The sequence below is a fragment of the Actinomadura sp. NPDC048394 genome (assembly GCF_040651755.1).
In the GTDB taxonomy this organism is placed as follows: Bacteria; Actinomycetota; Actinomycetes; order Streptosporangiales; family Streptosporangiaceae; genus Spirillospora; species Spirillospora montaniterrae.
Window position 1 is genome coordinate 131,190 of the sequence record NZ_JBEZJL010000008.1, and the last position, 22,050, is coordinate 153,239.

Below are 22,050 nucleotides of genomic sequence, written 5' to 3' on the forward strand. Positions count from 1 at the left end.
GCGCCGATGTGCCGGTGACTCCGCCCTTGGAGAAGTTCGTCGACCCGCTGCCCCGTCCGGTCTCAGCCGTTCCTGATCGGTCCGTGTACCCGGGCGCCGACTATTACGAGATCACGATGCGGGAGAGCGAATGGTGTTTCCATCGGGATCTCGATCCGGCTCCCGTGTGGGGTTACTGGGCCGGGAATCCGCACGACCCTGACCGGCCGCTCGGTATGGGGTACCTCGGGCCGACCGTCAACGCGACCAAAGGGCGTCCGGCGGTCGTGAAATACCGCACCGAGTTGCCGGCCGACCGCCACATGTTCCAGTCCGTGATCGACCGGATCCGCGAAGGCGACCCTCGGCTCGCGCCGCCGCGCTATCACGGCATGCCGTCCCTTCCGCCGGACGTCAATGTGTGGAACGTCGTCCATCAGCACGGCGGGTTCACCCCGCCGCAGTCCGACGGCGCACCGATGCAATGGTTCAGCCCCGGCGGCGTGCGCGGCCCGTTCTACACCACCTTGGATCCGGGAAAGGCCGCGCCCAACGAGGCGATTTGCGCGTACACCAACCGCGAGCGCTCGGCGATGCTCTGGTACCACGACCACGCCATGGGGATCACGAGCCTCAACGTCTACGCGGGCCTCGCCGGGCTCTGGCTCGTCGACGATCCCGCCGACGAACGGCTCGGCCTGCCGCGCGGCGAATTCGAGATCCCCCTCATCCTGCAGGACCGGACGTTCAACGAGGACGGCTCGCTCGCCTATCCCCTCGCCCATGCGGAAGGCGCGGACACCCCCGTCGTCAACGGGAAGGCGTATCCCTTCCTGGCCGTCCAGCCGCGCCGTTACCGGCTGCGCATTCTCAACGGCTCGAACGAACGTTTCTGGCGGCTGCGGTTCCACGCCGACGGGGACGCGATCCCGGAGGTCTTCCTGCCGTTCTGGCTGATCGGCACCGACGGCGGGTTCCGCGCCCCGCTGCGGATGCTGAACTTCCTGATCTCGCCGGCGGAACGGTACGACCTGGTCATCGACTTCGGCCGGGTCCCGCCGGGCACGACCGTCACCCTGCGGAACTACAACGCGCCGGTCCATTACCCGGGCGGCGGCGGGCCGGAGATCTCCGAGGTCATGCAGTTCCGGGTCATCGAGCCGATGCCGGACGGCGGCGATCCGACGACGCCGCCCGAGGAACTCGCGCTGCGTCCCGTCGAACCGATCCGGCCGAAGCCCGGTACGCGGCGGCGGCAATGGGTCGTCCACCAGAAGGCGGCCTTCCACGGCATGACGTTCAACGGCGTGCCGTTCATGGCGCCGTCCGAGGACTTCGTCGCGGCGGGCTCGTCCGAGATCTGGGAGTACGTCAACCCGAACCACGAGGCGCACCCGATGCACGTCCACCTCGTGAACTTCCAGGTGCTGAACAGGCAGCCGATCGACGCGACCGCCTACCGGGACGCCTTCCGGAAATGGCTCGACGGCGGCCGCGTCCCGGCGGACAGGCCGGTGCTAGAGCACTACGTCACCGGCCCGCCGATTCCCCCGGACCCGGACGAGGCGCATTCCTGGAAGGACACCGTCAAGGTCTATCCGGAATCGGTGACCCGCATCGTCACCGCCGAGTTCGCCCCGCCGACCGGCCGCATCGCGTCGATTCCGGGCAGCGGCACCGAGTTCCCGGCGACGTACATCCAGCACTGCCACATCCTCGAACACGAGGACGACGACCTCATGCGTCCGTGGACGATCGTCACGAAGCGGACGTGAGGGTGTCCCAGGCGGCCATCGCGCAGGTGATGACCGCTTCCAGCTCGGCGCGGGTGGCGCCGTCGCGGGCCTGGATGGAGAGGCCCTGCACCACGGTGGCGTAGTAGCGGGCCATGGCGTCGAGGCCGGCGGGCGGCGCGGCGAGGTCGCCGTCGGCGACGCCCCGCGCGAGCCGGTCCCTGATCTCGGCGCGCATGCCGTGCCGCAGGCCGGCGAGGAACTCCCGGACGTCGTGGTTCTCCACGGCGCCGGTCGGCGCGGCGAGGACGAGCATGCAGTAGTGCGGGGCGTCGGAGCGGGTGATCTCGTCGGCGGTGGCGCGCAGCATGGCGTGGACGGCGGCGCGCGCGGTCGGCTCCTCGCGCAGCGGGCGCCTCGGCCGCTCGCCGGACGTCGCGCCGTAGAGCGCCATGACCTTGCGGAACAGCTGCTCCTTGCTGCCGAAACAGGCGTAGATGCTGGCCGAGGCGATGCCCATGGCCCGGGCGAGGTCGCTCAGCGAGGTGCCCTCGTAGCCCCGTTCCCAGAACACGTCCAGCGCCTGGCGGAGGGCGGTGTCCGGGTCGAAGGTGCGCGGCCTGCCGCGAGTCGCCATCGCGCTGCCCCTCCGTAATTGTTTGTCGTTCGACCAACTTTACCTTGACCGCGCCGGGACGGCCGTGCCAGGGTTTGTTTGTCGCTCGATAAACAAACAAGGAAGACGGCCGCCGGCCCTCGTCCCCTGACGACGACCCGATCACACCGGAACGACAGGAGCACCAGGCATGACCATGAAGGACAAGACGGTCCTGGTGACCGGGGCCAACCGCGGCATCGGCCGAGCGCTGGCGGACGAGGCCCTGGCGAGGGGCGCCGCCCGGGTGTACGCCGGGACCCGCCGGCCGCTCGCCCACCCGGACGACCGGGTGACGCCGCTGGACCTCGACGTCACCAGCACGGCGCAGATCCAGGCGGCCGCCGGCCGGATCGGGTCGCTGGACATGCTGATCAACAATGCCGGCATCGCGCTGCCCGACGACCTGACCGACCCCGCCGTGCTCGAACGCCATCTGGCCGTCAACCTCTTCGGCACCAGCGCCGTGACCAGGGCCTTCCTGCCGGCGGTGATCCGGTCCCGAGGGGCCGTCGTGAACATCCTGTCGGTGAACTCCCTCGCCCCTCTGCCGTTCGTCATCCCGGCGTACTCCGTCTCGAAGGCGGCCGCGTTCTCCATGACCCAGTCGCTTCGCGCGCAGGTGGCCGGGCTGGGCGTACGGGTGCATGCCGTCCTGCCGGGTCCGGTCGACACCGACATGACCCGGGGCGCCGACGTACCGAAGGCGTCCCCGGAATCGGTCGCGCACGCCGTCTTCGACGCGATCGACGCCGGGGAAGAGGACATCTTCCCCGATCCCGCCTCGGCGTCCGTTGCCGCGCTCTGGCGCGACGGCGCGGCCAAGGTGCTCGAGCGCCGGTTCGCGCACCCGGCACCCGTGACCTGATCACCGGCGACCCGCCCGAGGCCCCGAGCGACGGTCTACGTTGTGGGCACGTGCGCATGGTTCCTCGGCGGCCTTCGCCGCATCGGCGACGCCCGCGCTGGTGCTCCTGACCATGCCGGCCAACCGGACACGGCTCTCCCGGTGGCTGGCACCGGTGCTCATCCTCGGCCTGTACCCCCTGGCGCTCCGGATGTGGATGCCCCACGTGGGCCTGGGCGTCCCGTCACGCCCTGACCCGATGCCCTGACACGACGTCCCTGCGGCGCCAGAACCACCAGGCCACGACGATCAAGGCGAGATCGGCCACCGCGGCCACGGAGACGAGCCCGGCGACCATCCCCCAGGCCCCCTGCGCGATCGGCCCGAGCGCCCCCAGATGCACCCGCGTGTCCTGGCCGACGCTGGAGTACCCCGCTCCGAGGATCTCACCGGACCTGTGCCGGCCACCCGCGTCCGTCCACGTTCCCGAGCACATCCCTCCCCGACCCTGGCTGCAGTCATCGACGTGTGCGACGACCACGGCGCCTCTCGTCATGGTCAGGACCACCACCACGGCGAGCCAGTCGGCGACCACCGTCACCACGAGCAGGGCAAGCCCCCACAACCGTGCACTCACGACCGGACGGTAAGCCCGCCCCCCGCCCGGCCACAAGGGCGGCCGGATCGGTATCCCATAGAGGTCACATGCCCGGGCCACCGCGCTTCACCTGATCAACGAGCCGGGCGAAACCGCCGGGGAAGACACAGAAGCTGCTCGAAAGTGCCGGTCGTGATGGTCACCCGGGCGGACGGGTGGAGCGCATCCTGATCCTGATGTCGCCGTCGCGTGCCACCTCCCGCAGGCCGAGTCGCCGGTAGAGGGCGTGCGCACGGTGGTTGACCGCGAGCACGTCCAGGACCAGGTCCTTGCCCTGCTGCTCGGCCTCGTCCAGGAGCGCGGTGATGAGGCGGGTGCCGATGCCGCGTCCTTGATGCTCGGGACGGACCTCGATGCGGCCGAGGTAGACCTCGGTAGCGCGGTACTCGACGCTGAGCATGCCGATATCGGCCCCGTCGGCGGTGATGATCTGCCAGCGGCCGGGGTCGAACCCGCGCGCGTGGTAATCCCGCTGGTCCTGCTCGTCCCACCCCCAGATCGCGGCGACGTAGTCGCCCATCGCGGCCTTGTGCAGCTGGAAGCAGAACTCGCTGTCGGCGGCCGTGGCCGGCCGCAGCCCGACGTCGCTCACGCGGGCGACCCCCACCTCAAGGGAGCTCGGCTCGGACAAGAGGGAACCCCTTCAAGACGGTGCAGCCGGTCGGATCACGCCCTGCCAGTGATGGAACCCGCTCACGGCAGGTCGAAGGCGAGGCGGCGCGCGTTGGCGTGCGGGTTAGATGTCCAGGTCGCCGCGCTTCACGCGGTGGATGAGCTGGGCGAAGTCGTCGGGGGAGAGGGTGAGGTGCCCGGCTTCCGGCGCCTTGCTGTCCCGGATCCCCCGCTCCCCTGCGAGGGAGGCGATTTCCACACAGTCTTGACCTCCGCCAGCGCCCGAACCGCTGCGGCTGGATTTGCGCCAAACGGGCTCGCTCACTGCGCGCTCTCCATCGGGTTGGTGGATGTCCCTGGACGGGCCTCGCCTTCGGCCGGTCCGTTGTCACGGTAGGTCAAAGGCGAGGCGGCGCGCGTTGGCCGAAGGGGTTAGAGGTCCAGGTCGCCGCGCTTAACCTGGTCGATGAGCTGGCCGAAGCCCGCTACGCCGAGTACCGGGCCGCGAAGGACAAGGAGGCCGGACGATGAGCACCGGACGCCGCTGGCAGGACATCAAGGCCGAAGCGCACCGCCGCAACCCGGAACTGGCCGAGCTCGAGCGGCAGGCTCGCGCGCGCGCCGAACTGGACGCCTACGTCGCCGGCCACCACCTCAAGGAACTTCACAAGGCCCGCCCGGGACGGGCCTCGCCTTCGGCCGGTCCGTTGTCACGGTAGGGCGAAGGCGAGGCGGTGCGCGTTGGCCGTAGGGGTTAGAGGTCCAGGTCGCCGCGCCTCAGCCGGTCGATGAGCTGGGCGAAGCCCTTATAGGAGACGGTGAGGTACCCGGCCTCCGGCGCCTTACTGTCTCGCATACCGATCGCGCCGCCGATGTGCGCGACCTCAACGCAATCGCCGCCTGTGGTGCTGCTTCGGCTGGCCTTTCGCCAGTTGACAGGGGATGCCACTTCATGGCCTCCATGTCAGGCCGCCGCGCTTGGCGTGGGCGATGAGGCGGGTGAAGTCGTCGGGGGAGAGGGTGAGGTGCCCGGCTTCGGGCGCCTTGCTGTCCCGGATCCCCCGCCCGTTGGCGAGCGCGGCAACCTCTACGCAGTCTTGACCTCCGCCAGCGCCCGAACCGCTGCGGCTGGATTTGCGCCAAACGGGCTCGCTCACTGCGCGCTCTCCATCGGGTTGGTGGATGTCCCTGGACGGGCCTCGCCTTCGGCCGGTCCGTTGTCACGGTAGGTCGAAGGCGAGGCGGCGCGCGTTGGCGTGCGGGTTAGATGTTCAGGTCGCCGCGCTTCACGCGGTCGATGAGTTGGGTGAAGTCGTCGGCGGAGAGGGTGAGGTGCCCGGCTTCGGGTGCCTTGCTGTCGCGGATCCCGCGTCCCTCGGCGAGCGCGGCAACCTCCACGCACTCTTCGCCGCCAGCACCGCCGGTGCCGCTCCTGGTGGACTTCCGCCAAATCGGCTCGTTCACTGCGCGCTCTCCATCGGGTTGGTGGATGTCCCTGGACGGGCCTCGCCTTCGGCCGGTCCGCTTGTCACGGTAGGTCGAAGGCGAGGCGGCGCGCGTTGGCGTGCGGGTTAGATGTTCAGGTCGCCGCGCTTCACGCGGTGGATGAGCTGGGCGAAGTCGCCGGGGGAGAGAGTGAGGTGCCCGGCTTCGGGCGCCTTGCTGTCCCGGAGCCCCCGCCCCTCAGCGAGCGCGGCAACCTCTACGCAGTCTTGCCCGCCGGCGCCGCCGGTGCCGCTCCTGGTCGACTTGCGCCAAATCGGCTCGTTCACTGCGCGCTCTCCATCGGGTTGGTGGATGTCCCTGGACGGGCCTCGCCTTCGGCCGGTCCGCTTGTCACGGTAGGTCGAAGGCGAGGCGGCGCGCGTTGGCGTGCGGGTTAGATGTTCAGGTCGCCGCGCTTCACGCGGTGGATGAGCTGGGTGAAGTCGTCGGGGGAGAGGGTGAGGTGCCCGGCTTCGGGCGCCTTGCTGTCCCGGATCCCGCGTCCCTCAGCGAGCACGGCAACCTCTACGCACTCGTTGCCGGATGCGTTGCTCCGGCTGGCCTTCCGCCACTCGATCACTGCATGGCCTCCATAATCCGTGCGATGTGACTTCGTGAGGCGGACGCCGACAGAGCTTCCGCGCCTATCAGGTCGAAACGCTTGGCGAAGTCATCGAGCATCGTGGGCTCATGCGTCAGTCTGCCACCCGTGTTGGCCTCCATGTAGGCGGCGGACCACCTCTGCCCGGTCAGGATCGTGAAAGAGCCGTCGAGACCAATGTGCGCACCTACGGCACGCGGCACGGTGCGAAGGATGACGTTACGTCTATGGCTGAGATTCACCAGGTGGTCGAGCTGATTCCGCATGATCTCCGGCCCGCCGACAGGTTGATCCAGTGCCGCCTCGTTGATCAAGACGCGTAGCTCTGGCGGCTTCTCGCGCTGAAGGACCTCTTGGCGGGCCATGCGTGCGTTCACGGCTGCCTCGACGTCCTCGATGATCTGCCCCTCGTCAAGCAGCGCGTGGGCGTAGTCCTCCGTCTGGAGGAGGCCGGGGATGATCGCGAGGGCCCAGTAGCTCACACGGGACGCCTTCGCCTCGAGTGGTGTGTACTGCGCCCACCACCCCGGGTCGTGTGCTCGCTCCGCAAGTCGCCGAAGGCGGACAAAGTGCCCGCGAGTGCGCCAAATGTAGTCCAGAGTTTCGGCGTGCTTCAGGGGTAGGTTTTCGCGAGCCGATTCCCAGTTCGAAACATGAGCTTTTGTCACGCCGAGAAGCTCGCCCAAGTCCGTCTGGGTCAGATTCCGCTCTAGGCGCCATATCCGCAGGTCAGCGGCCAGCCAGTGCCAGTGATTGTTGTCCGGGTCGAGATCGTTTGCTGAGGTCATTCATGATCCATTAAGTACAGATTGGCCCGTTGAACGGTTCTGACGATACGGCGAGGCGGCATGGTGTTCCAGGGGTTCGGCAGTGAAAGGTAAATTCGATGAACGGCAATTCGGGCATGTGGGGTAATTCGTGTTCGCGGGATGAGTTCACGCTTCGGTGGCACGCCTATCCGGAGAGCGTGTATCTGACGCGCTCGCTCGTCACGCAGGCGTGCGAGGAGTGGGGGCTTCCGCAGCACGACTACGTCGGGCGGACGATCATGTCCGAGCTGGCGTCGAACGCCGTGGTGCACGCCGTCGAGGGGCACGAGGTCCAGGCGTGGGTGACGCGGCTGGGCGACGCGATCGAGTTCCGGGTGTGGGACCCGTCGCACGCGCCGCCGGTCGTCCCGGAGGCGGACTTCGAAGCCGAGGACGGCCGGGGCCTGATGATGGTTCAGTTCCTCGCATCCGGTGGCTGCGGCTACCGCCACGTGGTCGGGGGCCCGGGCAAGGTCGTCTGGGCGCGGCTGGCCCTTTAGACCCCCGCCCGTCCGGCGGGCCGGCGTCGCCCGTGTCCCCCCAGGGGCGGCCGCTTGTTCCCCCGCATCGCCGGGCGGGCGGGCCTCATTCCGGAAAACTCGTGGCGGCGGACGAGCCGATCGCCACGAAGGTGCAGGACGGGATGTGGCCCACGTCGTCCTCGACGGGGCCGTCGATGATGGCGCGGATGAGCGGCGTCCCATGCGCCGTTCGATCGGGTGATCGCCACGGCGGCGGCGCATACCGTCCCGTATGCCTGGGTCGAGCAGACCAAGCCGGGCGGGCTGATCGTGGTGCCGTGGGCGGCGACGTTCCATGCGGACGGGCCGCTGGCCGTGTCTGGCTCGACGAGCCCGGCACGGTCGCCCGCTGAACGGAACGCCCGGGCCCGCCCGGGGTTTTATCGCTTTTTTATAAAAAGCGGAGTGGATTCCGCTGCGGCGGCGATTTCGCGGGCGGCTCCCTTGTGAGAACCCTGTGTTAACAAGCACACTGGCCGAATATCGGCCTCACTCAAAGGAGCGGCCATGGGGGCGCTTGCTCTGGCCACGGTGGCACCGGTCGCCTATGTCGCGGGTTTCACGGTCTTCAAGGTCACGGGGCGGCGGATGCCGCGGCTCACCGGGTCCCGGTTCCTGCACACGACGTGGACGCTGGCGTCCAGCCCGGCCTGGCTCGCCGGGCTGGCGCTGCTGATCGGCGGGATGGTCGTGCAGAGCGTCGTGCTGGCGCGGATCCCGGTCAGCGCGGTGGTGCCGATGTACGGGCCGGTCATGGTCGTGCTGCTGCTCATCGCGGTCACGAACTTCCGGGAGCGCGTGACGCCCGGCGAACTGGGCGCGCTGGCGGTGCTCGTCCTGGCGCTGCTGGCGTTCGCCGCCGCGGGCGGGCTGCTGCGCGGCACGGTCCACGCCGGGCCGGCCGGGCCGTGGGACCCGCACGCGCCGCTGTGGAAGGTCGCGCTGCTCATCGGCCCTTCGCTGCTGTTCCCGCTGTGGCTGTTCGTCGTGCGCGACAGCCCGGTGGACGGGCGGCACGCCAAACGCGTCACGGGCGTCGCGTTCGGGCTGGGCGCGGGGGTGCTCGTCGGGTGCGCGGAGAGCTCCGGCGCGGCCATCGCCCGGATCCTGCGGCACGACCCGGCGGCCTGGCCGGAGGCGCTGCGCACGCCGCACCTGTACATCGTCGTCGTCGCGGGGCTGCTCGGGGCGGGGCTGGCGCAGATCGGGCTGCAGCGCTGCCGGCTGTCCGTGGTGATCATCATGCTGGCGGTCGGGTCGAAGGCGTCGCTCTGGCTCGGCGGGATCATGGTGTACGGGCAGCCGTGGCCGGAGACGCCGCGCAAGTTCCTGCTGTCGGCGGTGGGCCTGGTGCTCGCGGCGGCGTCGGTGTTCCTGATCCCGCGCCACGAGCGGGAGGATCCCGTGGAGGAGCAGGCGCCGGAGGCCGTCGCGCCCGCGCAGACGCCGTTCGCTCCGCTGCGCGAGCGGGGCGCCGCCGAGCCCGGCTGGGCGCCGATGCTGTCCGCCCCGGTCGTCGAGCCGGAGCCGTCGCGGGCCGCCGAGCCGCGGCCGGCGGTTCCGCGGAGCGCGGCGGCGATGCGGTACGCGGCCATGCGGAACGAGGCCACCGGACGGGGCGACCGGGCCTGAGCACCGGTCACGGGAACTGCCCCTCGCGGGGCGGCCACCGGGCGGCGGCCCGCGCCTCGTCGCGCTCCCGGATCAGCCGCGCCAGCTCGTTGGTCACCTCGTCGAGGAACGCGTCGACCTCCTCGACCGCGTACCCCTGCGTGAGGCGGGTCGTCGCGAACTTCCGGTTCCGGACGGTCTCCGGGGTGATCCGCCGCTCGCCGTGCACGCCGCCCGCGCCGTCCACGCCGCCCGTGCCACCTACGCCGTCCGCGCCGCCGCCGAAGCCGGTCGGCCGGCTCTGCCACGCCGGTCTCTTCTTGCCCATGCGCACCACTTAACACAGGCCGCCGCGGGCGGGGCGAGCGTTTCCTCGAAGGTGTTGCAAGGGTGCTGATTCCGAACCGATTTCTTGAAGCCGGGTGAGCATTTTCCGGGACGCGGAGATTCCTGCTGTACGCTGCGCTGCGTCCATTTTCCGGGCGGTCGGTTGGGTACGCCCCCGCGCTGAGGAGTCCGAATGGAACGTGTTATCGAGCATCGCCCCGGCACCAGCGGGAAGGCGCGCAGGTTCGCGTTGTTCATGAAGGTGTTCGTCCGGCCGGTGTTCTTCTACAGCCCGCTGACCCGGTTCATGCTGCGCCTCGCCGTCGTGCTGGACTGGGCGGCCCCGCTGCTGATGCGCCCGGCCCGCGGCACCCGCGTCGAACGCGTCGACCTGGACGGCTTCCACGGCGAGTGGATCCGCCCCGAGGGCGCCGATCCCGGCCGCGTCGTCCTGTACCTGCACGGCGGCGGCTTCTTCTGCTGCGGCCTGCGCACCCACCGCGGTCTCGTGGCGAGGATCGCGGCCCGCTCCGGCGGCGTCGCCTTCTCCGTCGCCTACCGGCAGCTTCCCGGGTCGTCCCTCGCGATATCGATGGCGGATGCGCTCAACGCCTACGCATGGCTCCTGGAACAGGGGTTCGCCCCGCAGGACATCGTCATCGCGGGCGACTCGGCGGGCGGCTTCCTCGCCTTCACCACCGTCCTCACCGCCATGGAGAACGGCCTGCCGAGACCGGCCGGGATCGTCGCGCTGTCGCCGCTGGTGGACCTCGACCACGAGGGCCGCGCGTCCTACGAGTTCACCCGCCGCGACGCCTACGTGCCGGTCCACCGCCTGAAGAAGCTGAACCGCCTCCTCCTCGCCGGGATGGACCCCGGCCCGCTGCCGTCCCCGTGCGACCGCGACCTCAGGGGCCTGCCCCCGGTCTTCATCGTCGCGGGCTCCCGCGAGGCGCTCCGCTACGACGCGGAGCTCATGACGGAACGGCTCGCGCTCGCCGGGGTCCCGCACCGCCTGCAGATCTGGGAGAACCAGGTGCACGTCTTCGCCGCGTTCGCCGGCGCCGTCCCCGAAGGCCATCAGGCCATCGACGAGGTGGCCGCCTTCGTCCGCTCCGCGACCCCGCGCGCGACCGGCACCGCCGCCTGACGGGCGTCACGTCCCCGGCGTCTGGAACGCCTTCATGCAGGCCAGCAGCGCGGTCTGGGTCTTGGTCTTGTCGGCGCCGGGCGGGGGCGTCCAGGCGCTGACGTCGTCGGGGACGTCGACGCCGTGCGCGCGCATGCACCGGGCGAACGCGGTGACGGTCTTGGACGGCGCGGTCGTCGGCCTGGTCACTTTGGGGCCGGGCTTGGGCGCCGCGGGCGGGGAGGTGGGCGCGGCGCCGGTCGGCGTCTGCGTGGGCGCCGGCGCGGTGCTGGTACCCGGCGACGCCGAGCCGTCCGGCGCCGTGGGGGAACCGAGGGACACCGGCGGCGGCGCGGACGCGGCGCCGCCGCCGTCCCCGCCGCCGCAGCCGGCGGTGAGCAGCAGCGTCGCGGCGAGCAGCAGCGCCGCCGGCCCGGTACGAGCTGGCATCGGCTTCACCTCGGGTCCTTCCGATGAGACGTCGGCGGTCCCGGGCCGCGCGGCGGCCGGGAGAAAAGCCATTATCGTCCGCCCGGAAGGGTGTGCGTTATCACTCGGATAAAGTTCCGGAACGCCCGCTTGTCAGCCGGTTGACAACCATTTCAGAAGGCCGGCGACTGCTCACCGGAGTATGAAGAAGAGTATTCCTTGCTCGCCGGGTGAGCAATTTTCCGGTCCGTCTTGTGCCGGTGCGTTCTTTCGTGGTCCCATCCGGTGCCAGGCTCGTGACCGGTGCGGAATGCGACCGCCGGCCGGGCCGGACGGACGATTTCCGATGGGTGGTCGAGAGATGAGTGTTCGCGCACGTCGGGCCGGCCGCCTGCTGGCGACGGCCGGGGCGGGCGCGCTGCTCGCCGCCGGCCTGGGCGGCGCCGGAGCCGCGGCCACGGGCACCCAGAACGCCGACGTCACCGTGGCGTACCAGTGCGCGTTCCCCGCCGGGCCGCAGCACGTGGACGTCCGGTACCGGGCGGCGTTCCCCGCGTCGGCGGCGCCGGGCGGGCAGGTGCGGCCGGGGAAGGTCACGGCGACGCTGACCGTCCCGCGCGCCGCGCTCGCCGACCTCGACGCCGCCAAGGTCGGCGGGACCGTGCGGGTCGCGGCGCAGACCACGCAGAACGGGACGGTCGCCAAGGCCGCCTGGCCCGCGTTCACCGTCGACCCCGCGGACGTCCCCGGCGACGGCGACGTGACCCTCACCGCGTCCGGGCAGCCCGAGGCCGTGACGGCCGGGCGCACCGGCACCCTCACGTTCGGCCTCGGCGGACTCGACCTCGGCCTGGCGCCCGCGCCCGCCGCCGGCGGCACCGAGGAGAGCCCGGTCGCCTGCACCCCCGCGCAGGGGCGGGCCGGTGTCCTCGCGGCGGTCCCGATCACGGCGGACGGCGCCGCCCCCGGCGCCGCGCAGCCCCCGAAGAGCACCGCGGCGGTGCCGCCCGGCGAGTCCCCGCCGGGCTGCCAGGACCTCAAGGAGCCCGGATGGCTGATCTCCGGCTGCGTCTACATGAACGGCTTCGCGAACGTGCGCAAGCTCGGCGGCGCCACCGTCCTCAATGACCCGGCGGACCCGGCCCCCGCCCTGACGAACGTCGAGTACAACATCGTCCCCAACCTGCCCACCGGGACCGGGACGGACGTCCGCTTCCGCTTCCACGAGCCGCTGCGCTCGAAGGCGAGCTTCCTGACGTTCGGCTTCATGCCCACGACGGCCACCATGGAGATGGAACAGGTCGGCCTCGGCACGGAGACCTCGGCGCCGTACGTGAAGGGCCAGACCCGGCAGCACGTCCAGACCAGGATGCGGGTCACGATCCGGCTGTACGACGTGAAGGTCAACGGGACGCCGCTGGACGTCGGCGCGGGGTGCCGGTCCAGCCGGCCTGCGGACATCGAGCTCGGCGACGCGCCCGGAGCCGACATCACCAACATCGTCAAGGGCGGCGTGCTCGACGGTTCCTTCGAGATCCCGCCTTTCCGGGGATGCGGATCCGGAGAGAATCTGGACCCGCTCTTCACCGGCTCGGTCTCCGGGCCCGGAAACTATCTGAAGGTCAGCCAGGGAACGATCTGCGGCCGGGCGCCCGCGACCTGCCCGCCGGCAATGCCAGAACTGAAGCGATAACGGCCGTCCGGTACGGCGGCAGGGGTCAGGCATGCCCGAAATAGCTGCGTCATGCCTGGTCAGCACGTGCGTGTGAGCATTGTCACTCGACAATAAAGGCCGCGTAAGGCGGCGATTGAAACGTCTCAGAATTTGTCATCGGCGTCCGATGACGAATGCGGTTCCCGACGAGTAACTTACCGGCGAAACGCAGTGGAAACGGTTCTCAGGAGGTGATGCGGCATCGGGGGTGAGCAGCACATCGGATAGCCGTGTTTCGAGAATCGAGAGGTACCAGTGAAGACCACGAAGAACACCCGGCGCAGAGGCGGGATGCTCGCCGGCGCGGCCGTCGCGCTGAGCGCCGCCGCCATCGCGTCGGCCATGCCGGCCTCGGCCGCCGCGCCGATCCACTACTCCTTCGACCTGAAGGGGTCGTCGTTCATCAAGGCGCCGAACGGCACCACCGACCTCACCGGCGGCGTCGAGGCCGACCTCGACGTCACCAAGCCGACCGACAACGTCACGGCGGACCTGACGCTGAACCCGACCAAGGGCAGCTTCCAGATCCTCGGCATCCTGCCGGTGACCGCGGACGTCGCCTTCGTCCAGCAGGGCAAGACCACCGGCACCTACGCCAACAGCGAGCTCACGACGGACTCCAAGATGTTCGTCAAGCTCGGCTCGTTCAACGTGTTCGGGGCCATCCCGATCGGCGGCGGCGACCAGTGCCAGACCACCCAGCCGTCGGACATCGTCCTCAAGTCGGACGGGAAGTTCATCCCGTCCAAGGGCGGCACGCTCAAGACCGACGACTACACGCTGTCCTCGATCGACAACTGCGGCCCGCTGACGGGGATCCTCAGCCTCTTCACCGCCGGGTCCGGCAACACGATCTCGCTGAACCTCACCGCCAAGGCGTAGGCCCGCCCTCGCCTGACCCGAGGGCGCGTCCGACCCCTCCGCCCGGCCCACGGGCGAAGGGCCGGCCCCGCGCCTGCCCACGGCGTCGCCCCCGCCTCCCCGCCGGCGGGGGCCGACCCGTCACCGCGCGTCGCGGACCTCCGTCCGCGGCCCCGCTCGATCCCCCCAGCCTCACGCACACGAGAGGTACGAGGTGAAACCGAAGAACATCTCCCGAAGAGTCAGGACCGGCACGGTCCTCGGCTCCACGGCGGGCCTGATGCTCGCCATGGCGAGCATCGTGGCGGCGCCGGCGGCGTCCGCCGACGCCGGGCTGACGCTCAAGTACAAGTGCACCTACCCGCTGATCGGGCAGCAGGACCTCAGCGTCGCGATCTCCACCGACATCCCGGACAAGGTCGCGCTGAACACCCCGTCGCCCACGATCAACATCAAGGCGGTGTCGACCGTCAGCGGCGACACCACCTTCGGCCTGTGGACAACCCTCACCAAGAAGCTGACCGGCACCGCGAAGGCGCAGGCGTCGCTCGTCGCGCCGCAGTACCCGAGCGGGCTGCCGCTGAAGCCGAACATGACGCTGGCCGACGCGAACGTCCCCGACTCGGGGCCGTTCGACATCACCGCCACCGGCACGCAGGTACCGCTGACGTTCAACAAGGCGGGCTGGGCGCAGATCACGGTCGGCAACCTCGACCTGGCGATCACCCCGCTCGGCGCGGACGGCAAGCCCACCGGGCTCGGCCAGATCAACGCGTCCTGCAAGCAGCTGCCGGGGCAGAACAACGTCCTGAAGCAGTTCCTCATCGACGACGGGACCAACCCGCCGAAGCCGGACCCGGTCCCGGGCAAGTACCCGGCGCCGAACCCGGTGCAGGCGCTCGACCCGGGCCTGCCGAGCTCGCCGGAGAAGACCCTCGACTACACCTGCCCGTACCCCCTCGTGGGCGACGGCGACCTGCAGGTCAAGGTGAAGTCGAACTTCCCGACCGAGGTCCCGGTCAACACCGCGACGCAGGACTTCATCTCCCAGGCCATCCAGGTCACGTCGGTCTCGACCGTTCCGGCCGACGTGAACGAGAACGGGCTCCAGCAGCTCGGCGCCGTGCAGATGGACGGGACCGCCCTCGCGCACCCGACCATCACGGTGCCCGAGATGGCCAACCCCGTCCCGCTGCAGATGGCGCTGAAGCTGGACAAGACCAACGTCCCGGCGACCGGCCCGGTCAGCATCAACGGGCCCGGCAAGGCCCCGGCGCTGTCGTTCACCAAGACCGGCGCCGGCAAGGTCGCCCTGGACGACATCGACATCCAGAACTTCACCACCTACGACGCCGACGGCAACCCCGCGAACCTCGGCGACTTCACCTGCCACCTGAAGTCCGGGCAGGACAACACCCTGTTCAGCTTCACCATCAAGGACGGCGGCGGCACGGGCCCCGGCCCCGACACGATCGCTCCGTCGGTGCCGGCGAATGTGAAGGGCGCGGCGACCGGTGGTTCGGTGGCGGTGTCCTGGGACGCCTCCACCGACAACGACGGTGGTTCGGGTGTCAAGGGCTACTACGTGACGGTGGACGGTAAGAAGGGCGACCTGGTGACGGGTACGTCCACGACCGTTTCGGGTCTGGCCGACGGTGACCACACGTTCGCGGTGTCGGCGGTGGACAACGCGGGCAACGAGTCCACCGCGTCCGCTCCGATCACGGTGAAGGTCTCCACGGGCCCCGGCCCCGACCAGACCGCTCCGTCCGTTCCGGCGAATGTGAAGGGCGCGGCGACCGGTGGTTCGGTGGCGGTGTCCTGGGACGCCTCCACCGACAACGACGGCGGCTCCGGCGTCAAGGGCTACTACGTGACGGTGGACGGTAAGAAGGGCGACCTGGTGACGGGTACGTCCACGACCGTTTCGGGTCTGGCCGACGGTGACCACACGTTCGCGGTGTCGGCGGTGGACAACGCGGGCAACGAGTCCGAGGCGTCCACTCCGATCACGGTGAAGGTCTCCACGGGCCCCGGCCCCGACCAGACCCCTCCGTCCGTGCCGGCGAACGTCAAGGGCACCGGGTCCGACGACGGTTCGGTGGCGCTGTCCTGGGGCGCCTCGACCGACAACGACGGCGGCTCCGGCGTCAAGGGCTACTACGTGACCGTCGACGGCAAGAAGGGCGCCGACGTGGTCACCGGTACCTCGACCAAGGTCTCCGGCCTGGCCCAGGGCGACCACACGTTCGCGGTGTCGGCCGTGGACAACGCGGGCAACGAGTCCGCCGCGTCCGCTCCGGTCACGGTGAACGTGCCCGGCAAGCCGACCGGCGGCGGCGCGTCGTACACGCTGTCCGGGTCGTCGACCATCAAGGGCCTGAACGGCAAGGTCGCGCTGAACGGCGCGGTCAACGCCGCGGTCGACGGCAGCGGCAAGGTCTCCGCGGACCTGACGCTGAACCCGACCACCGGCACGTTCTCGCTGTTCGGGTTCATCCCGGCGACCGCCGACATCGCCTTCGCCCCGCAGGGCAAGACGACCGGCACCCTGTCGGGCTCCACCCTCAGCACCGACACCAAGACCGTCGTCAAGATCCCCTCGATCAAGGTGTTCGGGATGGACCTCGGCGTCGGCAGCACCTGCCAGACGAGCGCCCCGGCCGACATCCCGCTGAAGTCCACCAACTTCAGCGTGGCGGGCGGCGGGACGCTCACCGGCAGCTACACCCTGCCGAGCCTGACCGGCTGCGGCTTCCTCACCCCGCTCGTCAGCGCGCTGGCCGCCGGCCCGGGGAACACGATCGACCTGAAGGCCACGCCGAAGAAGTGATCCTCCGGCAGTGACCGAACGGTCCTGATTCCGGCCCCCGCCGCTCTACCAGGGACGGCGGCGGGGGCCACCCCCGTCCAGGACGACCCCCTCGTGAGACGAGCACCCCGCGGGACGAGAGCCCGTGCACGACGAGCGGCAGGAGAGGCAGCAGTGAGAGCCACGAGGAGAACGGCCGGGAGCGCGGCCGTGGCGTGCGCCGTCGCGCTCGCGTCCGGTGCCGCCGCCCTCGCCGGGACCGCGGCGCCCGCCGCCGCCGAGCCGGTCTCGCTGACCCTGAACTACCACTGCGTGTTCCCGCTGATCGGCCCCGAGCCGCTCACCGTCACGATCGACACCGACGTCCCGAAGACCGTGGTCAGCGGGCAGCAGGTGCCGGGCTTCACGGTCGACTCCGTCTCCACCGTCAGCGCCGGCTCGACCCGCGGCCTGGCCGCCGTCGGATCCGCGAAGCTCGGCGGGACCGCGCTCGCCAAGGCGTCCATCGCGGTCCCGGACGTGCCGACCGGCCTGCCGGTGCCGGTCACCTCGAAACTCGACACCACCGCCGTCCCCGCCGAGGGCGCCTTCGACGTCCACGCGCGCGGCACCACCGTCCCGCTGACGTTCCGCAAGACCGGCAAGGGGACGATCAGGGTCGGCGACCTCGTCCTCACGCTGACGCCGACGATCGGCGACGGCGGCCCGTCCGGGCTCGGCACGTTCGAGTCCGAGTGCACGCAGGACCCGGGCCAGGACAACGTGCTCGCGACCTTCGACGTCGTCGACTCCACGCCCGTCTCGACCCACCACGACTACACGGTGCGGGGGACGGCGGCCATCAAGGCGGCCGCCGGGACCGTCCCCCTGAACGGCACCCTCAGCACCGACATCGACCCGGGCACCGGGAACGTCACCGGCGACCTCGACCTCGACCCGGCCACCGGCGACCTCAAGGCCTGGGGGTTCCTCCCCGTCACGGCGGACGTCGCGTTCGGGCGGCCGGGCGCGACCACCGGCCGGCTGACCGGCGACGGGCTGGCCGCCGACGCCGCGCTGGACGTGCGGGTCGCGTCGTTCAAGGTGTTCGGGCTGCCGGTCGGCGGCGGCGACCAGTGCCGGACGGCCGGGCCCGCGACCGTCCCGCTGACCTCCGGCGGCCCCTTCGACCCGGCGCGGGGCGGCGGGCTCGCGAGCCCCGGCTTCACGCTCCCCCCGCTCCAGGACTGCGGCCCGCTGACCCCGCTGCTCGGCTCGCTCACCGCCGGCCCCGGCAACACGGCCGACCTGACCCTCACGCCGAAGGAGCAGGGCTGATGCAGGTCCGCACCCCTCCCGCTCGCCGCACCCGTCCCGCTCGCCGCGCGCTCCCCGCGCGCCGCATGCAACATGTACGCCGCATGCACCATGTATGTCTCCTGGTCACGCTCGTTGCGATGGCGGCGCTGGCCGCAGGCCCTGCCGTGACCGCCGCCGCCGCGGCGCCCGACCGACCGGCCGCCGCCGCGTCCGACCCCGCCCCGCCCGGCGACGCCTTCTACACCCCGCCCGACCCGCTGCCCGCGGGCGCGCCTGGCGACGTCATCCGGTCCCGGCCGTCGAAGGCCGGGCCGCCCACCGCGCGCAGGCTGGCCGACGCGTGGCAGGTCATGTACCTGTCCACGGACGCGCTCGGGAAGCCGGACGCCGTCACCGGCACGATCCTCGTCCCGAAGAGCGCGGACCGGGCGACGGCGCCGATCATCGGCTGGGGGCCCGGGACGAGCGGCCCGGCGTTCCAGTGCGCGCCGTCCAAGTTCATCGACGAGGGCGCCTTCTACGAGCAGTCCGCGCTGAACGAGATGCTCCAGGCCGGGTACGCGGTCGCCGTCCCCGACTACGAGGGCTACCACGCCGACCCGAAGACCACCTACGTCGCCGGGAAGTCGATGGGGCCCGCCCTGATGGACGCCGTCCGCGCGGCGCAACGGCTGCCCGACGCGGGCCTGTCGAAGGACGCGAAGGTCGTCTTCCGCGGCTACTCGCAGGGCGGCGGCGCCGCGATGTGGGCGGGGCAGCTCCAGCCGACCTACGCGCCGGACCTGAACCTCGTCGGCGTGGTCGGCGGCGGCGTCCCCGCGAACCTCGCGCTGGTCGCGCTCGGCCTGGACGGCAAGAAGCCGTTCGGATTCCTCCTCGACGCGCTGATCGGCCTCGACAACGCCTATCCGGAACTGGACCTGGACTCCTATCTCAACGACGCCGGAAAGGCGGCCGTCGCCGGAATGCAGCAGCACGACTGCACCCTCGAACTGCTGCTGGATTATCCGGGCAAGAAGGTCTCCGACTACTTCACGACGAACCCGCTGGGCACGAAGCCGTGGGCGGACCGCGTCACCGAGAACCGGCTCGGCGGAACGCCCATCAAGGTGCCCGTCCTGCAATACCACTCCGACGCCGACGAGATCGTCGCGTTCAACCAGGCGAACGCGCTGCACCAGCAGTACTGCACCGAGGGCGTGCCGCTCACCTGGAAGGTCTGGAAGGGCCTGAGCCACATCACGCTCGTCTACCGCGGAAACGCGGACGCCATGGCGTTCATCGCGGACCGGCTCGCCGGGAAGCCCGCGGCCTCGAACTGCACCACCACCCCGAGTTCCTGAAGGAGAGTTCGATGATTCGGCGATTGATCATCGGAACCGTGCTCGCGTCCGTGACGGCCGCGGCCGCCGCCGGCTGCGGCGGCGGCGGAGACAAGGCGAAGCCGGAGGTCGCGTGGGCCGGGAAGGTCTGCGACGGCGTCACCGCGAGCGGCGCCGGCCTGAGCTTCCCCCAGATCGACCCGAAGAACGGCGCGAAGTCCGCCAAGGCCCTCGCCGGCTTCCTCGACGCCATGGACAAGCGCCTCCAGACGATGGAGACCCGGCTCCAGGGCGCGGGCGCGCCGCCCATCGACAACGGGCAGGCGGCGCTGAACACGGCGCTCGCCAACCTGCGCGGCACCGAGTCGGCCGTCCGGACCGCGTCCGCCGGCCTCGCGAAGGCCAAGGTGACCGACGTGAAGTCGTTCAAGGCCGCGGTCACCGAGGCGGGGCAGGCGATGCAGAAGGTGCAGACCTACCAGGGCCCCACCAAGGACCTGCGCGCCGACCCCGCCCTGGCCAAGGCGTTCGACCAGGCCGGCTCCTGCAAGACGCACCAGCTGTGAACGCCGAGGTCAGGAGCACCGCCATGGCACGCCGCGCGATCGCCGGGCTCGTCCTCGCGGCCCTCGCCACCGCGCCGCTCGCCGGATGCAGCGGTGACGACGGGGGCGGCAAGGGCACCACCGCCGCCGCCGCGCCGACCGCGACCGGCGCGTCCGCCTCGACGAAGGCGGAGCCGCGCCGGAAGGCGACGAAGGCGACGATCACCTGGGCCGGGCGGGTGTGCCGCGCGATGCCGCCGGGCATCACCGACTCCCCGCTGCCCAAGATCAAGGCGCAGGACGCCGCCGCCTCCGAGCGCGCGATCGCCGCCTACATGACCGGGATGGCGAAGCGCCTCGACACCGTCCGCACCCGCCTCCAGCAGGCCGGATCGCCGCCGATGGCGGACGGCCGGACCGTGCTGGACGCGACGCTCAAGGACCTGGAGACCACCGGGCGGCAGCTGCGGGACGCGGCGTCCGGGCTGCGCACCGGCCGGGTCGGCACGCCCGCGTTCCGGACGGCGCAGGCGAACGCGGGCAAGGCGATGCGCCGGCTCGGCGCCTACCGGCCGCCGACGAGGGCGCTGCGCGCGTCCCCCGCGATCGGCGACGCGTTCACCCGCGCCGCCCCCTGCAAGAAGCCGGGCGTATGACGGGCGGCGGGCCCGGCGTCATTTCGCGCCGGCGGACTTCATGCAGGCGAGCAGGGCGGCCTGCATGTGGGTGTCGCCCGGGCCGGGGGTCGGCTGCCAGTGGCTCACGTCGTCGGGGACCTTGACGCCGTGCGCGCGCATGCACGCGACGAAGTCGTTGACGACCTTGGTCGGCGCGGAGGAGGGCGCGGCGCCGCCGGGCGTGCCGGAACCGCCGGTGCCACCGCCCGCGGAACCGCCCCCGCCGCCGGGGCCGCCGGAGCCTCCGGGGCTCGACGGGACGGTGATGCCCACGCTCACCTCCGGGTTCGGGGCGGACGAGGAGGACGAGGCGCTCTTGCCGCCGCCGCCACCGCCGCAGGCGGTGAGGGAGAGCGCCGGCGCGAGCAGCAGGACTGCGAGACGACGTCGGTTCACTTCGGTTCCTTCCCGCGGGGTGGGGCCTTGACGATAGCCGTTCCGCGCCGTTCGCGCGCCCCCTCCCGGCGGCCGGGAAACGTGTCGTCCGATGCCAAATAAATGCTCATGATCATCGAGAATGTGTCAGTGCGGGATAGAAGAGCGCGGGCCCGGCGATTTTCGTTCCCCGCCTTCTTGCATATCGAATTTACCCGCCAGTAGTTTTCCTGGACCATGCGAACGCGAAAGGAGGCCCGGCCGTGGCGGCACCGGTCATCGAATTCCCGCTGAGCGCGCTGCGCCAGGCGGGGCGGATGTTCGCGCTCGGCGCCACCGTGCTCGGCATGTCGTTCCGCCGGCCGTTCCAGTTCCGCGAGTTCGTCGAGCAGTTCTGGTTCATCGCCAGCGTGACGATCCTGCCGACCGCGCTCGTGTCGATCCCGTTCGGCGCGGTGACCTCGCTGCAGGTCGGCTCGCTCACCCAGCAGTTCGGCGCGCAGTCGTTCACCGGCGCCGCCAGCGTGCTGGTGGTGATCCAGCAGGCCAGCCCGATGATCGTGGCGCTGCTGGTGTCCGGGGTGGCGGGCTCGACGATCTGCGCGGACATCGGCGCCCGGACGATCCGCGAGGAGCTGGACGCGATGGAGGTGCTCGGCGTCTCGCCCGTCCAGCGGCTCGTGGTGCCGCGCGTGCTGGCGTGCGTCGCGGTCGCGCTGCTGCTGAACGGGCTGGTCTCGGTCGTCGGCGTCGCGGGCGGCTACTACTTCAACGTCATGATGCAGGGCGGCACGCCCGGCGCGTACGTCGCGAGTTTCTCCGCCCTGGCGCAGCTCCCCGACATCTACGTGGGGGAGGCGAAGGCGCTGCTGTTCGGGTTCGTCGCGGGGGTGGTCGCCGCATATCGGGGGCTGAACCCGAAGGGCGGGCCGAAGGGCGTCGGCGACGTCGTCAACCAGTCCGTCGTCATCACGTTCCTGCTGCTGTTCCTGATGAACCTCGTGATCACCGGGATCTACCTGCAGGTCGTCCCGCCGAAGGGAGGCTGA

General features: G+C 71.0%; 27 protein-coding genes and 1 pseudogene. 15 read left to right on the forward strand and 13 right to left on the reverse strand.

Annotated elements, in window-relative coordinates:
• Window positions 1-8: 8 nt before the first annotated feature.
• Window positions 9-1,754: a multicopper oxidase domain-containing protein gene (locus AB0C78_RS07555; protein ID WP_360743188.1), complete on the forward strand. Its 1,746-nt coding sequence runs from the start codon at window positions 9-11 to the stop codon at window positions 1,752-1,754.
• Here AB0C78_RS07555 and AB0C78_RS07560 read toward each other — a convergent pair.
• Window positions 1,738-2,349: a helix-turn-helix domain-containing protein gene (locus AB0C78_RS07560; protein ID WP_360743191.1), complete on the reverse strand. Its 612-nt coding sequence runs from the start codon at window positions 2,347-2,349 to the stop codon at window positions 1,738-1,740. The two genes, AB0C78_RS07555 and AB0C78_RS07560, sit on opposite strands and share 17 nt — an antisense overlap.
• Window positions 2,350-2,518: 169 nt before the next feature.
• On the opposite strand from AB0C78_RS07560, the gene AB0C78_RS07565 reads away from it, so the two are divergent.
• Window positions 2,519-3,235 (forward strand): SDR family NAD(P)-dependent oxidoreductase, encoded by a 717-nt coding sequence (locus AB0C78_RS07565; RefSeq protein ID WP_360743193.1) that lies wholly within the window; start codon window positions 2,519-2,521, stop codon window positions 3,233-3,235.
• Window positions 3,236-3,458: 223 nt separating this feature from the next.
• Here the strand turns inward: AB0C78_RS07565 and AB0C78_RS07570 are convergent, their stop codons facing one another.
• The 3 genes from AB0C78_RS07570 to AB0C78_RS07580 form a co-directional block, all read right to left on the reverse strand.
• Window positions 3,459-3,851 (reverse strand): hypothetical protein, encoded by a 393-nt coding sequence (locus tag AB0C78_RS07570; protein ID WP_360743196.1) that lies wholly within the window; start codon window positions 3,849-3,851, stop codon window positions 3,459-3,461.
• 160 nt (window positions 3,852-4,011) lie between these two features.
• Window positions 4,012-4,464, reverse strand: coding sequence for a GNAT family N-acetyltransferase (locus AB0C78_RS07575; protein WP_360743199.1), 453 nt, complete (start codon window positions 4,462-4,464; stop codon window positions 4,012-4,014).
• A gap of 144 nt (window positions 4,465-4,608) precedes the next feature.
• Window positions 4,609-4,809 (reverse strand): DUF397 domain-containing protein, encoded by a 201-nt coding sequence (locus AB0C78_RS07580; RefSeq protein WP_360743202.1) that lies wholly within the window; start codon window positions 4,807-4,809, stop codon window positions 4,609-4,611.
• A gap of 202 nt (window positions 4,810-5,011) precedes the next feature.
• Here AB0C78_RS07580 and AB0C78_RS07585 point away from each other — a divergent pair, with 202 nt between their 5' ends.
• Window positions 5,012-5,203 (forward strand): hypothetical protein, encoded by a 192-nt coding sequence (locus AB0C78_RS07585; protein ID WP_360743205.1) that lies wholly within the window; start codon window positions 5,012-5,014, stop codon window positions 5,201-5,203.
• A 35-nt stretch (window positions 5,204-5,238) separates the two neighbouring features.
• On the opposite strand, the gene AB0C78_RS07590 is transcribed toward AB0C78_RS07585, so the two are convergent.
• The 6 genes from AB0C78_RS07590 to AB0C78_RS07615 all read right to left on the reverse strand — a co-directional run bounded on the left by AB0C78_RS07590 (window position 5,239) and on the right by AB0C78_RS07615 (window position 7,358).
• Window positions 5,239-5,433 (reverse strand): DUF397 domain-containing protein, encoded by a 195-nt coding sequence (locus AB0C78_RS07590; protein ID WP_360743208.1) that lies wholly within the window; start codon window positions 5,431-5,433, stop codon window positions 5,239-5,241.
• 1 nt (window position 5,434) lies between these two features.
• Window positions 5,435-5,641: a DUF397 domain-containing protein gene (locus AB0C78_RS07595; protein WP_360743211.1), complete on the reverse strand. Its 207-nt coding sequence runs from the start codon at window positions 5,639-5,641 to the stop codon at window positions 5,435-5,437.
• 106 nt (window positions 5,642-5,747) lie between these two features.
• Window positions 5,748-5,948, reverse strand: coding sequence for a DUF397 domain-containing protein (locus AB0C78_RS07600; RefSeq protein WP_360743213.1), 201 nt, complete (start codon window positions 5,946-5,948; stop codon window positions 5,748-5,750).
• A gap of 107 nt (window positions 5,949-6,055) precedes the next feature.
• Window positions 6,056-6,256 carry a DUF397 domain-containing protein gene (locus tag AB0C78_RS07605; protein ID WP_360743216.1) on the reverse strand — a complete coding sequence of 67 codons (201 nt, stop codon included), beginning with the start codon at window positions 6,254-6,256 and terminating at the stop codon, window positions 6,056-6,058.
• A 107-nt stretch (window positions 6,257-6,363) separates the two neighbouring features.
• Window positions 6,364-6,549 (reverse strand): DUF397 domain-containing protein, encoded by a 186-nt coding sequence (locus AB0C78_RS07610; RefSeq protein WP_360743219.1) that lies wholly within the window; start codon window positions 6,547-6,549, stop codon window positions 6,364-6,366.
• The gene (locus AB0C78_RS07615; RefSeq protein WP_360743222.1) at window positions 6,546-7,358 is read right to left on the reverse strand and encodes a helix-turn-helix transcriptional regulator; all 813 of its coding nucleotides are present in this window, start codon (window positions 7,356-7,358) and stop codon (window positions 6,546-6,548) included. The genes AB0C78_RS07610 and AB0C78_RS07615 overlap by 4 nt, the downstream gene beginning before the upstream one ends.
• A 116-nt stretch (window positions 7,359-7,474) precedes the next feature.
• On the opposite strand from AB0C78_RS07615, the gene AB0C78_RS07620 reads away from it, so the two are divergent.
• The 3 genes from AB0C78_RS07620 to AB0C78_RS07630 all read left to right on the forward strand — a co-directional run bounded on the left by AB0C78_RS07620 (window position 7,475) and on the right by AB0C78_RS07630 (window position 9,532).
• A complete protein-coding gene (locus tag AB0C78_RS07620) occupies window positions 7,475-7,879 on the forward strand; it encodes an ATP-binding protein (RefSeq protein WP_360743376.1) in 405 nt (134 codons plus the stop codon).
• Window positions 7,880-8,098: 219 nt separating this feature from the next.
• The gene (locus AB0C78_RS07625) at window positions 8,099-8,350 is read left to right on the forward strand and encodes a hypothetical protein (RefSeq protein WP_360743225.1); all 252 of its coding nucleotides are present in this window, start codon (window positions 8,099-8,101) and stop codon (window positions 8,348-8,350) included.
• A gap of 57 nt (window positions 8,351-8,407) precedes the next feature.
• Complete coding sequence (locus AB0C78_RS07630) at window positions 8,408-9,532, forward strand: hypothetical protein (RefSeq protein ID WP_360743228.1); 1,125 nt, start codon at window positions 8,408-8,410, stop codon at window positions 9,530-9,532.
• A 49-nt stretch (window positions 9,533-9,581) separates the two neighbouring features.
• Here the strand turns inward: AB0C78_RS07630 and AB0C78_RS07635 are convergent.
• Window positions 9,582-9,722 (reverse strand): annotated as a pseudogene (locus AB0C78_RS07635) (DivIVA domain-containing protein); the annotation flags it as partial.
• A gap of 309 nt (window positions 9,723-10,031) precedes the next feature.
• Here AB0C78_RS07635 and AB0C78_RS07640 point away from each other — a divergent pair.
• Window positions 10,032-10,988: an alpha/beta hydrolase gene (locus AB0C78_RS07640; protein ID WP_360743231.1), complete on the forward strand. Its 957-nt coding sequence runs from the start codon at window positions 10,032-10,034 to the stop codon at window positions 10,986-10,988.
• Between the two features lie 6 nt (window positions 10,989-10,994).
• Here the strand turns inward: AB0C78_RS07640 and AB0C78_RS07645 are convergent, their stop codons facing one another.
• The gene (locus tag AB0C78_RS07645) at window positions 10,995-11,417 is read right to left on the reverse strand and encodes a hypothetical protein (protein WP_360743234.1); all 423 of its coding nucleotides are present in this window, start codon (window positions 11,415-11,417) and stop codon (window positions 10,995-10,997) included.
• Window positions 11,418-11,757: 340 nt separating this feature from the next.
• On the opposite strand from AB0C78_RS07645, the gene AB0C78_RS07650 reads away from it, so the two are divergent.
• The 7 genes from AB0C78_RS07650 (at window position 11,758) to AB0C78_RS07680 (ending at window position 20,605) form a co-directional block, all read left to right on the forward strand.
• Window positions 11,758-13,089 carry a DUF6801 domain-containing protein gene (locus AB0C78_RS07650; protein ID WP_360743237.1) on the forward strand — a complete coding sequence of 444 codons (1,332 nt, stop codon included), beginning with the start codon at window positions 11,758-11,760 and terminating at the stop codon, window positions 13,087-13,089.
• Between the two features lie 276 nt (window positions 13,090-13,365).
• Entirely contained in the window at window positions 13,366-13,992 is a 627-nt protein-coding gene (locus AB0C78_RS07655; RefSeq protein ID WP_360743240.1) for a hypothetical protein, read from the forward strand.
• A gap of 193 nt (window positions 13,993-14,185) precedes the next feature.
• On the forward strand, window positions 14,186-16,804 hold the full coding sequence (locus AB0C78_RS07660) for a DUF6801 domain-containing protein (RefSeq protein WP_360743242.1): 2,619 nt from the start codon (window positions 14,186-14,188) through the stop codon (window positions 16,802-16,804).
• 153 nt (window positions 16,805-16,957) lie between these two features.
• Complete coding sequence (locus AB0C78_RS07665) at window positions 16,958-18,100, forward strand: DUF6801 domain-containing protein (RefSeq protein ID WP_360743245.1); 1,143 nt, start codon at window positions 16,958-16,960, stop codon at window positions 18,098-18,100.
• Window positions 18,101-18,183: 83 nt separating this feature from the next.
• Window positions 18,184-19,425 (forward strand): lipase family protein, encoded by a 1,242-nt coding sequence (locus AB0C78_RS07670; RefSeq protein WP_360743248.1) that lies wholly within the window; start codon window positions 18,184-18,186, stop codon window positions 19,423-19,425.
• A gap of 11 nt (window positions 19,426-19,436) precedes the next feature.
• Window positions 19,437-19,970: a hypothetical protein gene (locus AB0C78_RS07675; RefSeq protein WP_360743251.1), complete on the forward strand. Its 534-nt coding sequence runs from the start codon at window positions 19,437-19,439 to the stop codon at window positions 19,968-19,970.
• Between the two features lie 23 nt (window positions 19,971-19,993).
• On the forward strand, window positions 19,994-20,605 hold the full coding sequence (locus AB0C78_RS07680; protein WP_360743254.1) for a hypothetical protein: 612 nt from the start codon (window positions 19,994-19,996) through the stop codon (window positions 20,603-20,605).
• A gap of 18 nt (window positions 20,606-20,623) precedes the next feature.
• Here AB0C78_RS07680 and AB0C78_RS07685 read toward each other — a convergent pair whose 3' ends face one another.
• Entirely contained in the window at window positions 20,624-21,022 is a 399-nt protein-coding gene (locus tag AB0C78_RS07685; RefSeq protein WP_360743257.1) for a hypothetical protein, read from the reverse strand.
• 296 nt (window positions 21,023-21,318) lie between these two features.
• Between AB0C78_RS07685 and AB0C78_RS07690 the strand changes: the two genes are divergently transcribed.
• Window positions 21,319-22,050 (forward strand): ABC transporter permease, encoded by a 732-nt coding sequence (locus AB0C78_RS07690; RefSeq protein WP_151545734.1) that lies wholly within the window; start codon window positions 21,319-21,321, stop codon window positions 22,048-22,050.

Excerpts from the sequence above, each read along its gene's own strand:
- AB0C78_RS07560 (WP_360743191.1), bottom strand. The coding sequence starts at position 2,349 with ATGGCGACTCGCGGCAGGCCGCGCACCTTCGACCCGGACACCGCCCTC.
- AB0C78_RS07565 (WP_360743193.1), top strand. The coding sequence starts at position 2,519 with ATGACCATGAAGGACAAGACGGTCCTGGTGACCGGGGCCAACCGCGGC.
- AB0C78_RS07585 (WP_360743205.1), top strand. The coding sequence starts at position 5,012 with ATGAGCACCGGACGCCGCTGGCAGGACATCAAGGCCGAAGCGCACCGC.
- AB0C78_RS07615 (WP_360743222.1), bottom strand. The coding sequence starts at position 7,358 with ATGACCTCAGCAAACGATCTCGACCCGGACAACAATCACTGGCACTGG.
- AB0C78_RS07620 (WP_360743376.1), top strand. The coding sequence starts at position 7,475 with ATGTGGGGTAATTCGTGTTCGCGGGATGAGTTCACGCTTCGGTGGCAC.
- AB0C78_RS07630 (WP_360743228.1), top strand. The coding sequence starts at position 8,408 with ATGGGGGCGCTTGCTCTGGCCACGGTGGCACCGGTCGCCTATGTCGCG.
- AB0C78_RS07640 (WP_360743231.1), top strand. The coding sequence starts at position 10,032 with ATGGAACGTGTTATCGAGCATCGCCCCGGCACCAGCGGGAAGGCGCGC.
- AB0C78_RS07645 (WP_360743234.1), bottom strand. The coding sequence starts at position 11,417 with ATGCCAGCTCGTACCGGGCCGGCGGCGCTGCTGCTCGCCGCGACGCTG.
- AB0C78_RS07650 (WP_360743237.1), top strand. The coding sequence starts at position 11,758 with ATGAGTGTTCGCGCACGTCGGGCCGGCCGCCTGCTGGCGACGGCCGGG.
- AB0C78_RS07670 (WP_360743248.1), top strand. The coding sequence starts at position 18,184 with ATGCACCATGTATGTCTCCTGGTCACGCTCGTTGCGATGGCGGCGCTG.
- AB0C78_RS07675 (WP_360743251.1), top strand. The coding sequence starts at position 19,437 with ATGATTCGGCGATTGATCATCGGAACCGTGCTCGCGTCCGTGACGGCC.
- AB0C78_RS07680 (WP_360743254.1), top strand. The coding sequence starts at position 19,994 with ATGGCACGCCGCGCGATCGCCGGGCTCGTCCTCGCGGCCCTCGCCACC.
- AB0C78_RS07690 (WP_151545734.1), top strand. The coding sequence starts at position 21,319 with ATGTTCGCGCTCGGCGCCACCGTGCTCGGCATGTCGTTCCGCCGGCCG.